Origin of the sequence: Streptomyces sp. NPDC002130, assembly GCF_040296465.1 — a bacterium.
GTDB lineage: Bacteria > Actinomycetota > Actinomycetes > Streptomycetales > Streptomycetaceae > Streptomyces.
In genome coordinates, this window is the sequence record NZ_JBEOXI010000028.1 from 22,582 (window position 1) to 35,642 (window position 13,061).

At 74.8% G+C, this 13,061-nt stretch carries 12 protein-coding genes; all 12 read right to left on the reverse strand.

Annotated elements, in window-relative coordinates:
* Positions 1 to 387: 387 nt before the first annotated feature.
* A complete protein-coding gene (locus tag ABT116_RS07820) occupies positions 388 to 1,068 on the reverse strand; it encodes a ferric reductase-like transmembrane domain-containing protein (protein WP_351629374.1) in 681 nt (226 codons plus the stop codon).
* Between the two features lie 137 nt (positions 1,069 to 1,205).
* Positions 1,206 to 2,021, reverse strand: a complete 816-nt coding sequence (locus tag ABT116_RS07825) for a 4'-phosphopantetheinyl transferase family protein (protein ID WP_351629377.1) — start codon at positions 2,019 to 2,021, stop codon at positions 1,206 to 1,208.
* 31 nt (positions 2,022 to 2,052) lie between these two features.
* Positions 2,053 to 3,441, reverse strand: coding sequence for an alkaline phosphatase family protein (locus tag ABT116_RS07830; protein WP_351629379.1), 1,389 nt, complete (start codon positions 3,439 to 3,441; stop codon positions 2,053 to 2,055).
* Positions 3,438 to 4,598, reverse strand: a complete 1,161-nt coding sequence (eboE, locus tag ABT116_RS07835) for a metabolite traffic protein EboE (protein ID WP_351629382.1) — start codon at positions 4,596 to 4,598, stop codon at positions 3,438 to 3,440. Before eboE ends, ABT116_RS07830 begins: the two co-directional genes overlap by 4 nt.
* An 8-nt stretch (positions 4,599 to 4,606) precedes the next feature.
* Complete coding sequence (locus tag ABT116_RS07840) at positions 4,607 to 5,464, reverse strand: TatD family hydrolase (protein WP_351629384.1); 858 nt, start codon at positions 5,462 to 5,464, stop codon at positions 4,607 to 4,609.
* Between the two features lie 30 nt (positions 5,465 to 5,494).
* Positions 5,495 to 6,190: an EboA domain-containing protein gene (locus ABT116_RS07845; protein WP_351629387.1), complete on the reverse strand. Its 696-nt coding sequence runs from the start codon at positions 6,188 to 6,190 to the stop codon at positions 5,495 to 5,497.
* The gene (locus tag ABT116_RS07850) at positions 6,187 to 7,143 is read right to left on the reverse strand and encodes a sugar phosphate isomerase/epimerase family protein (RefSeq protein WP_351629389.1); all 957 of its coding nucleotides are present in this window, start codon (positions 7,141 to 7,143) and stop codon (positions 6,187 to 6,189) included. The genes ABT116_RS07845 and ABT116_RS07850 overlap by 4 nt, the downstream gene beginning before the upstream one ends.
* On the reverse strand, positions 7,140 to 8,396 hold the full coding sequence (locus tag ABT116_RS07855; RefSeq protein WP_351629391.1) for an SCO3242 family prenyltransferase: 1,257 nt from the start codon (positions 8,394 to 8,396) through the stop codon (positions 7,140 to 7,142). Before ABT116_RS07855 ends, ABT116_RS07850 begins: the two co-directional genes overlap by 4 nt.
* Positions 8,393 to 9,595 (reverse strand): inositol-3-phosphate synthase, encoded by a 1,203-nt coding sequence (locus ABT116_RS07860; protein ID WP_351629393.1) that lies wholly within the window; start codon positions 9,593 to 9,595, stop codon positions 8,393 to 8,395. Before ABT116_RS07860 ends, ABT116_RS07855 begins: the two co-directional genes overlap by 4 nt.
* A gap of 115 nt (positions 9,596 to 9,710) precedes the next feature.
* Positions 9,711 to 10,502, reverse strand: a complete 792-nt coding sequence (locus tag ABT116_RS07865) for a Tat pathway signal sequence domain protein (protein WP_351629396.1) — start codon at positions 10,500 to 10,502, stop codon at positions 9,711 to 9,713.
* Positions 10,503 to 10,666: 164 nt separating this feature from the next.
* A complete protein-coding gene (locus tag ABT116_RS07870) occupies positions 10,667 to 12,031 on the reverse strand; it encodes an MFS transporter (RefSeq protein ID WP_351629399.1) in 1,365 nt (454 codons plus the stop codon).
* A gap of 47 nt (positions 12,032 to 12,078) precedes the next feature.
* Positions 12,079 to 13,059, reverse strand: coding sequence for an ornithine carbamoyltransferase (locus ABT116_RS07875; RefSeq protein WP_351629402.1), 981 nt, complete (start codon positions 13,057 to 13,059; stop codon positions 12,079 to 12,081).
* Between the last annotated feature and the right edge of the window lie 2 nt (positions 13,060 to 13,061).

A 13,061-nucleotide genomic window follows, 5' to 3' on the forward strand; every position in this document is an offset into this window, starting at 1 on the left:
TGGGGCGGTGAGCGCCTCCGCCGACAGCGGAAGTGCATCGGATCGAATCTGGCCCTGCGATCTATATCGGCCCTATGGGAAGGGCCCGTACGGGTGGATCGGGGCATGAGTTCCAGCCGATGACGCGGTAGATCGTCCGAAAGGGGGCGGGTGCGGCGGCTGGGGCTCGGGCCGGACGGACCGGCAGCGGCGGCCGCCACCGCGTACGTCCGTACCGCCCGCGGCGTCCGCGATCCGGCCCCGCGCCCCGCACCGGGCGCCTCACCGGGGGCGCCGGCTCGGTCCGGGTGGCCGGGCGGCCGGGGCCGGGACCGGCTGCGGCGCCCAGCCGGTGGCGGCCTTCGGCCGGACCGGTGGGCGCCGTTGCGGGGGTCGGCCGCGTTCCCGTCAGGTGCGGCGTCGGGTCCAGCGCAGGATCAGCGTTGCTGTCACTGCCGCGGCGCTTGTCGTGTAGGCGGCCACCACCCAGAGGGCCGGGGGCCGGCCCGCTGTGAGGCCGTGGATCATGGCGGCGGCCCAGGCGGCGTAGGAGGCTCCGTGGAGGAAGCGGAACGGGCGGATCCAGCGGCGTCGCGCGAAGATGCCGCGCCAGATGCCGGTGGCGAGGGCGAGCAGGAAGAGGTGGCAGGCGAGGGTGCCCAGGCCGACCAGGGCGTCGCCGCTGCCCCAGCCGAGCGCGGCGGCCGCGGCGTCCACCCGGCCGCCCGCCACCTTCACGCCGATGTGGGTCAGCAGCGCGCCGACGCCCACCGCGCCGAGCGCGCGGTGCAGGCGCTGCGCGTGCGTGCGGACCGGGGGCGGCAGCAGTCCGCGCAGGGCGGTGGCCAGGCCGAGCACGACGGCCGCGGACAGGGCGACCAGGGCGACGACGCCGGCCATCCGGTCCAGGAAGTCGCGCAGGGCGCCCGCGGCGAGTACGCCGGTCAGCAGGGCGGCACCGGCCGCGGCGAGTCCGCCGCCGATCAGAGCGGCGCCGGGGGACGGGGTGTGCGGGGGGCCCTTGCGGGCCGGCGGGGGTTCGGGGGGCGGGGTCAGGACCGGGGTGCCGGTGCCGATGGTGTGGGTCATCGTTTCTCCCTCGCGGGGATGCCGACCGGGACGGTTCCCGGCCTCCGCCGGGGAGGGCCGGGGGCCGGGAACCGTGGTGCCCCGGGAGCCGGGGGACGCTCCCCGGGGCGGGCCGTACCGACGGGTCGATACGGGGGTCAGGCGGGCGGATGGACGTGGACCGGGCCCAGCGGGCCGGCGGACGGGCGGGACAGGGAGGCCGACCAGGGACCCGGCAGGTGCAGGTCCTCGACGTGCCAGGTCGTGGTGCGCTCGCGGTGCACGTGGCGCACGGTCAGCGGGCCGTCCGCGGACGGGTTCACGTCCAGGGTGTTCAGCGGCATGCCCATCAGGCCCAGGCCGACCGCCTTGACGACCGCCTCCTTCCGGGTCCAGGCCCGGTGGAAGGTTCTGGTGCGTTCCGGGCCCTCGGCGAAGGAAAAGACCTGTTCTCGTTCGTTCGGCGTGAGGACCAGTTCCGCCAGTGCCGCGGACTCCACCGTGCGGTACGCCTCCACGTCGACGCCCACCCAGTTGCCCGCCCGGACCGCCAGCACACCGCAGCCGGTGGTGCGGGACAGGCTGACCGCGAGCGGGACGGGCGGCCGGACGACCGCGGGCGGACCGTGTTCGGCGTCGCCGCAGCCGGGGCAGATGCGCCGGCCGAAGCGGACGGACTGCGGGGCCACGCCCAGCAGTTCCGCCACCGCCCGGCGCGCGCCGGCCCGGGTGGTCGTGAAGGCCGCCGCGTCCCGCGCCGCGTGGAAGCGGCGGGCACGGGCCCGTTCCGCCTCGTCCAGCAGCGCGAAGTCGACCGGGTCCACGGCCTGGTTCAGCGGCCACCACCACACGTGTGCCGCACCGTTCTCCCCCAGCCGCGCCACCACCGCGCGTGCCGTCTCCGGCACGTACACGTCGCTGATGTCCGCCGCGTGATCGATGTGCGCGGCGGCCGGGGCCGATAGCGATGCCATCTCTCCTCCTCTCTTCTCGTCACGGCCGGTCTCAGGCCAGTCCGTTGAGGCGCAGGAGGAGATCCTTCACCTCGGTGGCGTGGTAGCGGTCCCGTTCCTGGACCGGGTCGGAGCACAGCAGCAGCGGCCCGTCCCGGTCGTCCGAGGGCAGCCGTCCGTGGCTGCCCCTGACCAGCCCGGGATCGAGTGGCACCACGGTCAGCGGTGCGCGCATCCCGGCCTTCTTCCGCAGCACGGTCAGTGCCGCCTTCGCCCTCACCGCCGGGATCGACGGGTCGAAGAAGAGCTCGGCGGGGTCGTAGCCCGGCTTGCGGTGGATGTCGACGCCGCGCGCGAAGTCGGGTGCGCGGGCGTCGTCGAGCCAGTAGTAGTAGGTGAACCAGGCGTCCGGTTCCGAGACCGCCACCAGCTCCCCGGAGTTGGGGTGGTCGATGCCGTGGTCGGCCTGCTGGGTGCGGTCCCAGATCTCGTCGACACCGTCCAGTGCCTTCAGCACGTCCCGCACCCGCGGAACGTCGGCGGGGTCGGCCACGTAGACGTGCGCGGCCTGGTGGTCGGCGACGGCGAACGCCCGCGAGGTGTGCGGGTCGAGGTACTCCATGCCGCGCTGGGTGTACACCGAGAGCAGTCCCTCGCGGCGCAGAGCCCGGTTGATGTCGACGGGCCGGCTCACCGCGGTGATGCCGTACTCGCTCAGCGCGACCACCGTCGTGCCGCGCTCCCGCAGATCGGCGAGGAGCGGGGCGAGGGCCGCGTCGGTCTCCCGGGCGGCGCGGACGGCCTGCGGGCTGTCGGGGCCGTACCGCTGGAGGTCGTAGTCGAGGTGCGGGACGTAGACGAAGGTGAGGTCGGGGCGGCGGCGGTCGACGACGTACCGGGCGGCGCCCGCGACCCAGCGCGTGGAGGCGATCGACGCGGTCGGGCCCCAGTACTGGAAGAGCGGGAAGTCGCCCTGTGCGACGGTGAGTTCGTCGCGCAGGGAGGCCGGGACGGTGTAGCAGTCCGGGGACTTGCGGCCGTCGTGGTGGTAGACGGGGCGGGGGGTGAGGACGGTGTCGACGTCGGCGCCCATCGCCCACCACCAGCACAGGTAGGCGGTGGAGTGCTCCGGGTCGCGGCGGCGGGCCGCCTGCCAGACCTTCTCGCCGTGCACCAGCCCGTTGTGCTGGCGCCACATCATGACCTCGCCCTGGTCGCGGTGGTACCAGCCGTTGGCCACCGCCCCGTGCTCGCGCGGCAGCGCCCCCGTGGTCAGGGTGGCCTGCACGGTCGCGGTGACGGCCGGGAAGACGGTGTCCAGGCGGGCGGTGAAGCCCTGTTCGCCGACCGCGCGCACGTGCGGCATCTCGTCGAGCAGCCGCCGGGTCAGGCCGACCGTGCACAGTACGGCGACCTGCCGGCCCGTCCGGTCGCCGGTCACGACGTCACCTGCGTGAGCCCCAGGGCCAGCAACTCGTCGCGCATCCACGTCAGTTCGGCGGCCAGTCCGGTCACGAGGGCGTCGTCGTGGTGGCCGGGCAGCACGGACCAGGTGTAGGTCTCCACCTCGACGTGGTCGGTGACCGCCCGCTCCCCCGCGAACAGCGTCCGCAGGGTCTCACGCAGCACCTCGCGGGTGCCGGCCAGCGGCGGCGGGGGCTCCTGGTGCAGGGGCACGTGGTAGTGGATGCGCCAGGGCGCCCGGCCCGGCAGCGCGCCGGCGAGCGCGCCCCCGAGGTCGTCGCAGGCCAGCAGCGCCCCGCCCGGGCCCGCCTCCCTGGTCTGGTGCAGGAACCGCCGCTCCGCGAAGGGTGCGAGCACCTCGCGTACGGAGTCCTGGGCGGGGTCGGGGACCTCCAGCGCGGTGGAGGCCTGGAGCTTGACCACCGGGATGCCCGCCTCGCGCAGCCGGGCCAGCGCGGCGGCCGGTTCCTCGTGGGCGACGGCGAGGTGGCAGGCGTCGAGGCAGACGCCGATCCACTGCGGGTCGGTGCCGGCCAGCACGTCGACGGCCTGCTCGGTGGTCTCCGCCACGCAGCCGGGCTCCGGTTCGATGCCGACCCGTACGGTCTTGCCGGTATCGGCGGCGATCTGCTTCAACCCCTCAGCGAGCGCGTCCAGTTGCCTGGCCGCGGTGGCGCGCTGCGCCGAGGTCCACACGGTGCGCCAGGCCAGCGGCAGGGTGGAGATCGAGCCGCGTGAAGTGCCGTCGGGCAGCAGTCCGGCGAGTACCCGGGCCAGGTTCAGCGTGTACTCCAGGCGGGCCGGTTCCGACCAGTCCGGGTAGTACACGGCCCGTTTGACGACGGGAGCGTGGAAGCCGCGGTAGGGAAAGCCGTTGAGGGTGACCGTCTCCAGGCCGCGGGTGCTCAGCTCGCGGCGCAGCCGGGCCACGCCGGCCGGGTCGGCGGCGAGCGCGCCGGCCGTCTCGGCGGGCAGCCACAGGCCGATGCCGATCAGCCGGGCACCGGCGGCGACGCGCACCGGTTCGGCGTAGGCGGCGAGCTGGCCGACGATGCCGTCGAGGGTCTCGGCGGGGTGCACATTGGTGCAGTACGCCAGGTGGACGGTGCTGCCGTCGGGGTGTCGGAAGCGCATGAGGATCCTCAGCTCCCGCCGCGTGCGACGGAGTTGCCGGCGAACAGGCCGGCGGCCTGGGTCTCGTTGTATCCGTCGAGGTCCAGCCGGCCCGACTGCCCGTAGAAGCTGACGGGGTTGCGCCACAGGACCCGGTCCACGTCGTCCTCGTCGAAGCCCGCGGCGAGCATCGCATCGGCGGTGGCACGCGTCAGCAACGGGTCGCTGTGGCCCCAGTCGGCCGCCGAGTTGACGAGCACGCGCTCGGTGCCGAACCGTTTCAGGACGGCGACCATGCGCTCGGCGGTCATCTTGGTGTCGGGGTAGATGGAGAAGCCCATCCAGCAGCCGCTGTCGGCGACCTCGCCGACGGTGATCTCGTTGAGGTGGTCCAGGACGACCAGGGCCGGGTCGATGCCGGAGGCGCGGACCACGTCCAGGGAACGCCGGGTGCCGCCCGCCTTGTCGCGGTGCGGGGTGTGCACCAGGGCGGGCAGGCCGTGCTCCGCGGCGAGTTCCAGCTGCCGGGAGAAGGCGAGTTCCTCCGCGTCGGTGACGGTGTCGTAGCCGATCTCGCCGACCGCGACCACACCGTCCTTGGCGAGGTAGCGCGGCAGCAGGTCGAGGACCGGCAGGCAGCGCGGGTCGTTGGCCTCCTTGGGGTTCAGGCCGATCGTGCAGTAGTGGCGGATGCCGAACTGGGCGGCCCGGTAGGGCTCCCAGCCCAGCAGCGAGTCGAAGTAGTCGGTGAAGCTCGCCGGGTGGGTGCGGGGCTGGCCGAGCCAGAACGCGGGCTCCACCAGGGCCCGGACGCCCGCGGCGTGCATCGCCTTGTAGTCGTCCGTCGTACGGGACGTCATGTGGATGTGGGGATCGAAGATGCGCATGGCCGTGGCTTCCGCTCGGGGTGGGTGGGGTCAGGCGTCGTACGGGGCTCGGTCCGCGGCGGCGGACGCGGCTTCCTGCGTCGCGACGAGCCACAGGTCGGCCGGTACGGTCCGGCCGGCGGCGCGCCGTTCGGCGGCGAACCCCTGTGCCATGCGGGCGAGTTCGGCGTCACGGCGTTCGTGCAGCCCTGCGACCCGGTGCAGCGGGATCCCGGTGAACAGGCACTTCAGTACTGCCTGGCGCCAGCGGTACTGGTCCAGGTGGACGCGCGCGTACGGGCCGAGCGCGGCCGAGATCAGCCGGGTGTCGTTGGTGCGCAGTGCGTCGTCGGTGAGGGCCAGGCCGGCGGCGCCGATGCGCAGGAACGGCAGGGCGCGCAGGACGCCCCGGCGCTCGGCGGCGTCGCCGCCGTGGTAGCGGGCGGCCGCCTCCGCGGCCAGGTCGCCGCCCTGCGCCGGCAGCCGCAGCAGCAGGACGGTACGGATGCCGTCCTCCACGCTCCAGCCGGCCCAGCCGGGCAGCGGGCCGCGTCCGTAGTACCGGCCGGCCGCGGGGAAGCGGGTGTCCAGGGCGGCGGCGCCCTGTTCGGCGACGGCGGCGGTGTCCCGGACGAAACGGTTCCGCTGGTCCGCGGAGAGGACGGAGAGCAGGGACTCCTTCAGCGTGCGCACGGTCAGGGCGTCGTGGACGGCCCCGGGCGCCTGCGTCAGTGTGGGTGCGGTCATGTCGGTGTGACCTCCTTCGAGAGGTGTGCGGGCGCACGCGGAGTGCGGGGCGCGGGTACGGCGGTTCGGGCCGCCGCGGCGCGCAGGAACTCGATGCTGTGGCGGGCCGTCGCGGTCGCGGCGTGGCTGTGCCGGGGCAGTTCCACGGAGACCAGGCCGCGGTAGCGGGCCGCGCGCAGCGCGTCGAGGACCGGCGGGAAGTCGATCTCCCCCGCCCCGAACGGCAGGTGCTCGTGCACGCCCCGCCGCATGTCCTCGATCTGCACGTGGGCCAGCGAGTCGGCTGCCAGCTCGACGCACCGAGGCTCCGGGTACGGCTCCAGGCACCGGCAGTGCCCGATGTCCAGGGTCAGCCCCAGCCGGTCCGGTGCGCCCAGTGCCCGCCACAGCCTGCGGTACCCGGCCAGGTCGGCGACGAGCATGCCCGGCTCCGGCTCGAACGCGAGCCGGACCCCGGCCCGCTCGGCGTCGGTGAGAGCCGTCGCACAGCCCTCCTCCAGCCGCCGCCACGCCTCGTCCCGGGTGGTGCCGGGGTCGGGCGTGCCGCTCCAGAAGTGCACGGCCTCGGCGCCCAGTTCGGCCCCGATGACGATCGCTCGCCGCAGCAGCTCCTGCCGGGCGGCCCGCCCCTCGGGCTCGGCGCTCAGCAGCGTCGGCCGGTGCTTGCGCATCGGGTCGAGCAGATAGCGCGCCCCGGTCTCCACGACCACGGCCAGCCCGGCCCGCCGGATCGCCCGCCCCGCGTCCCGGACGCGGGCCGCCAGGCCAGGAGCGTACGGGTCGAGGTGCTGGTGGTCGAGGGTGAGCGAGACGCCGTCGTACCCGAGGTCGGCGAGGACCGCGAGGGCGTCGGTGAGCCGGTGATCGGCGAAGCCGTTGGTGCCGTAGGCGAAGCGGAGGGGCTCCGCCTGTGCCGGGTGGGTGCCGGGCCCGTGGCCCTGGGGGGCTGTCATGTCGGGGACACCTTCCTGGCGAGGCGGGCCGCCTGGGGGAGGACCGCGGCGAGCAGGGCGGCGAGGTTCGGAGAGCCGGTGCGCGAGACGAGGGCGGCCTGGAGGGGCAGGAGGGCGTGGATGCCGGCGCCGACCGCGGCCCGGGTCCGCGCGGCGTCCGGGTCGCGCAGGGCGGCCCACTGGACGCGGGCGCAGGTCACCGCGTAGACGGTGGCGGTCAGGACGGTCACGGCGATGGAGCGGCCGGGCAGCCCTGGCACGTCGGTGCCGGTGCCGAGGCCGGAGCGCGCAGCGGAGCCGACGAGGTGACGCGCCACGGCGGACGTGATGGCCGGCGGGCCGCTCGACGCCTGCCGCGCCGCAGTGGACGCCGAGTTCGGAAGCCGACGCCCGGGAACTCGTAAGGTGCCGGCCGTCGCCGCCAGGGTCACCGCCGCCGTCGCCGCCAGGGACAGCAGGGGCTCGCGGCCCGCCGTGCCGTTCACCTCGTGCCGGCTGAGCCGGGTCAGCGCCCAGGTGTGGGCGCCGACCGTGGCCGCGGCGCGCAGCGCGGGACCGGCCGGCGAGGGGCCGGTGCCGTGCAACACGTCGAGGGCACGGGCCGCCGCCATCGCGACGGGTCCCAGCGGGGTGTGCTTCAGGCCGAGGTCGTACGCCCACACGGTGGCCGCGAGCGGCAGGGTCCGGCGCAGCAGGACGCGGCGGCCACCGGCGAGCGCGCCCAGGCCGAGGCCCGCGGCGGTGAGCCCGCCGGCGATGCCCAGGGCGGCCCCGGCGCTGATCCGCCCGGACGGCACCGGTCGTTCGGGGCGTTCGCGGGCGTCCTCCTCGCGGTCGGCCCAGTCGTTGAGAGCCATGCCGGCCCAGTACAGGCTGACGGAGGAGGCGGCCAGGAGCAGGGTTCGCCCGCCCACCGGGCGGCCTGCGCTGAGCGCGCCGGCCAGGACGTCGCCGGGCACGGTGAGCGCGGCGGGCGCCCGCACCAGCTCGGCGACCGCGGTGGCGTGCTGCCGGACCGCGACGGAACGGGGCCGGTACCCGGTGTCGTACCGGGAGCGGGGCGGACCGGAGGGGGTCTCCCGCGCCGTCCGGAACGCCGTCGCCGCCGCCCGGGCCGCCGCGCGGCACGCCGTGAGCGTGTCGCGGGCGCCGCGGGTCAGTTCCCGCAGGGTACGACGGCGGGGACCCGGCTGCCGGGGTGCCGGGGCGCCGGACGCGTCGGCGGCCGGCGGCGGAGCGGTCGTGGTGGTCATCGCGCCACCTCGGACCGGCGCGCCGGCTCGGCGGAGGTGGCCGCCCACTGGGTCAGGGCTCCGTACTGCAGGGTCAGGTTGTGCTCAGCGGAGGCCGCCGGGTCCTTGAAGAAGAAGCCGAGCGCGGGCAGCGCCCCGCTCTCCCCGCGGCGGCGGGCCAGCGCGGCGAGCCGGACCAGGTCGAGGACGAGCGGCGCCGCCAGCGCCGAGTCGCAGCCCTGCCAGGTGAACTGGAGGGTCATGCGCACGCCGAGGAACCCCTCGAAGGTGATGTGGTCCCAGGCGGTCTTCCACTCCCCCAGCTCCGGCACGTTGTCGATGTGCACGACGCCTTCGACGGCGTGTCCGACGGTCTCCTCCAGGGCGCGCTGCTTGGACTCGGTCTTGCTGCGCGCGGCGGCGGGGTCGGCGAGGGTGGCACCGTCGCCACCGCCGAGCAGGTTGGTGCCGGACCAGGAGCGCAGCCGGAGCGCGCGCTGCGTGAACATCGGCGCCAGGGCGCTCTTGACCAGCGTCTCGCCGGTCTTGCCGTCGCGGCCCGCGTGCGGGACCCCGTGCAGCCGCGCGAGTTCCTCCAGGGCGGGCAGCGCGGCACCGGCGGAGGGGGTGAAGTTGACGTAGGCGCAGCCGGCGTGGAAGGCGGCGTAGGCGTACAGGGAGCTGGGCGGCAGCAGGCCGGTGCTGGCGGCGAGGGCCTTGTCGAGGTCGGCGAGGTCGAGGAAGGCGGGGTCGGGCTCGGGCAGCGGCTCGGTGGAGCAGACGTTGACGACGACGACCTGCTCCAGGCCGTGCCGCGTGCGGAAGTCGTCGATGTCGGCCGCGAGGCGGCGCGCGGTGGTGTACTGGGGCTCGTCGGGCAGCGGCGAGCCGTCGCGTATCGCGGCGTCGGCCGCCTCCAGGGCGGGTCGCACCGCGGCGACGAGAGGGGCGGGCAGGACGCCCGCGTGGGCCAGTTCGCCCGCCCTCACCGTCAGCGGCACGTCGACGACGTCGTGGCCGCCGAAGACGAGGTCGGCGAGGTCCGGCAGGCCGGCGCCTGCGAAGTCGGAGGACTCGGTGACGCATCCGGTGGCGGAGGCGAGGCCCGCTGCGATGGCGGCCACGCCCGCGACGGCGGTGGTCGCGACCGAGCCTCGGGCGCCGACCAGCCAGACGCCGATACGGGGAGAGGATCCGAGGGAGCGGGCAGTGTCCTGCATGGTGAGCGTGCCTCCTGCGCTGGGACGGGGCTGAGCCGGGTCGAGACGGGGGCCGGTGGGGGCGCCGCGGAGGGCGCCCCTGCCCGGTTGTGTCTGTGTATGCCGCTGCTTGCCGCTACTTGCCGAGGTCGACCGGGAAGGGCCAGACGTCGAAGGCCTTGTCCAGCTCGGCGCGGTCGCGGCACATCCACTTGGCGGTGACGCGGCGGACGGTGCGCTTCGGCAGGTGCGGGTTGTCGTTGCGGTCCGTGATCGGCTGGGCCAGCGACTGCAGCTCCCAGGCGACGCCGACGAGCCGGTTGATGTGGGTCCAGTAGTGCGGCTTGATGCCGAGGAGCGCGAAGCCGGCCAGGAACGGGTGCCAGCGGTGGTAGGCGTGGGTGGGCGACGGCGGCGTGTAGTTCATCATGTGGACCTTCTGGCCGTCCGGGCGGCGCGGGTCGAACAGCGTGCCCTGGCCGTACTCCTGGAAGGCGAAGAGCAGTCCGCGCGGGTCGCGGCCGTAGAACTGGTCGTAGACCTTGATCTGTTCGCGCGAGATGACCTCGAAGGCGGCCTTGTTCGGCTTGATCAGCTCCACGAAGCTGCGCGGGTAGCGGCCGCTCTTGCGGGTCTCGACCCAGGCGTCGTAGGTCTTGGTGAAGCCGCCGAACGGCTCGACGATGGCGTAGACCGCGTCCGACATCTCCTGGGACGGGGTGTAGTACGACATCTCGTCGTACTGGTACCAGAACTCGTTCGCCCAGCGGTCGCCGACCATGCCCGGGACCTCCGGCAGGGAGGGCCTGCGTCGGCGGCCGTGGGCCTCGGCGGGCGTGGCGCCGATGAGAGACGCCGTGGCGGCTGCTCCGGCGACGCCGAGGGCGGCCCGCAGCGCACTCCTGCGGTCCAGGGTGTTGAGCGTCATGCGCGTTCTCCTTACATGGGGCGGAAGGGGCGGATTCACGGGGTGTTTCGGGCGGGGATGCGGGCCGGTGGCCCAGTTGCTTTGCGTGCTACGACTCTCGCGTACGGCCCTATCGGCGACCTATACCGGAAAACGGCAGGTCAGGGCCGGTTTCCGGGCGGGTCTCAGGGACGCTTCCGGGAGGTGTTCCCGGGACCGTCGGCGAAGGATTCCGGCTCGGGGAACGGCGCCTTGCGGAGGCCGGGCGAGGCCAGCGCCACCAGTGCCGTGAGCGCCATCACGGCACTGAGGGCGAGGGCGGTGTGCAGTGCGCCCGTGGACTCCAGGAGGAAGCCGGCGGCGACCGGCCCGGCCGCCATGGCGCCCGATCCCACCAGGTTCGCCAGGGAGTTGGCGCGACCGCGCAGCTGGTCGGGCGCGGCCCGGACGAGCAGGACCCCGCCGGCGACGTTGAAGACGCCGCCGACGTAGCCGCTCGCCGCGAACAGGGCGCCGAGCAGGACTGGGGTGTTCAAGGCGGCGGCCACCGGCACCATGAAGGCGGTCCAGGCGAGCAGTCCGCCCAGGACCAGGGTGCGCAGCGGGAACCGGGTGCTCCACCAGCCGCCGGTGATCGCGCCGACGAGCCCGCCGGCGCCGCTGAGCGAGAGCACCAGGCCGACTTCGAAGGGGGTGCCGTGCCGTTCCTGGATGCCCGCCATCACGGCCAGGTTGAGGCCCTGGAAGAGGACGTTGGTGACGGCGACGGCGGTCATCACGGCCCGCAGGAAGGGCTGCCGCCACATCCACACCAGGCCCTCGCGGATCTCGGTGCCGAGCCGGGCCGGCGGTCCGGTGCGTTTCTGCTGGAGTTTGCCTCGCACCCCGAACAGGCAGATGACGGCGGCGAGTTGGCTGACGGCGGCGGCCGCGTAGGGCAGCGAGGCGCCGAGCGCGACGAGTCCGCTGCCGAGCGGCTGCCCGGCGATGGCGGCACCGCGGGTGCGGGCCTCGTTGCCGGTGAGCGCGGCGGGCAGCTGTTCGCGTGGGACGACGGCCGGCACGGCCGCCCGTTCGGCGAGCTGGTGCAGCACCCCGAGGGTGCCCTCGGCGAACGCGGCGACCAGCAGCGCCCACAGCCAGGTGCGTCCGCTGAGCAGCAGCGCGGTCACCGCGACGGCGATCAGGGCCTGCCCGAGCCCGGCGCCGATCATGATGCGCCGCCGATCGTAGCGGTCGACGAGCACCCCGCCCGGCAGCTGCATCAGCAGCATGGGCAGCAGCAGCGCGGTGCCGACCAGTCCGGCGTCCCCGGGCGATCCGGTGGCCCACAGCACGGTCAGCGGATACGCCACGGCGGTCGCCCGCCCGGCCAGCAGCGACAGCCCGGCGCCGCCCCACAGCAGGGTGAAGTCCCGGTTGCGGCGCAGCGGCAGGTGGGGCGCGGACCCGTCGGGCGCCGGCTCCGGTGCGGTCCCCGGTGCCGGCTCGGACGCCTCGGTGACCGTACCCACCCCGCTCTCGCTCCCGTCGCGCGTCTCTTCCGTCATCAGCCACGGCACTTCCGAGGGGTCCGTGGCCGGACGCGTGCCGCCGCTCACCGGACGGCAGCGATCTCGGGAACTCGGGCCGTCAGCGGGGCGCACACGTGCTCCAGGACCGCCATCGCGCTGTGCATCTTGTTGGTGGCCTGCGCGAAGGCGATGCTCGCCGGGCCGTCCAGGACGTCCGCCGTGACCTCCTCGCCGCGGTGGGCCGGCAGGTCGTGCATGAAGACGGCGCGGGGCGAGCCGTCCCACAGCCACGGGCCGACCTGGAACGGCGCGAAGATCTTCCGCCAGTCCGCGTCCGGCTTGCTGGTGCCGGTGGTCTGCCAGCGGGTGGTGTAGATGACGTCGTACGCCCCCGCGAGGGCGGCCATGTCGTGCCGCTCGGTGATCCGGGCGCCGCTGCGGGCGGCGTGGGCCGCGGTCCGCGCGGCGACGGACGCGGTGAGCCCGTAGCCGGGCGGAGTGCGCAGGTCGAGGTGGACGCCGGGGTAGCGGCCGAGGGCCAGGGCGAGGGCGGCCGCGGTGTTGTTGCCCTCGCCTGCGTAGAGGACGCGCAGGCCGTCGATGCGGCCGAAGTGCCGCAGCAGGGTGGTCAGGTCGGTCAGCGCCTGGGTGGGGTGCTCCTCGGCGCTCATGGCGTTGACGACGGCCATCCGGTGCTGGCTCGCCCAGCCGCGCAGTTCCTCCTCCGGTCCCGCGGTGCGGGCCACCAGCACGTCGAGCATGCCGGACAGCACCCGGCCGGTGTCCTCGGTGGTCTCGCCGGTGTTGAGCTGGAGGTCGCCGGGCCCGTAGGAGACGAGGGAGGCGCCCAGGCGCAGCGCGCCGGAGGAGAAGGCGGTCCGGGTGCGGGTGGAGGTCTTGGCGAAGTAGACCCCGGTGACCCGGCCGTCCAGCGGGCGGACCGGGTCGGCGAGGCCGGCGGAGAACGCTGCGCCGCGTGCGACGACGCGGTGCAGTTCGTGGTCGGTGAGGTCGTCGACGGAGATGAGGTGGCGCACGTGGCGCACGTCCCGGGGGACTTCCATGG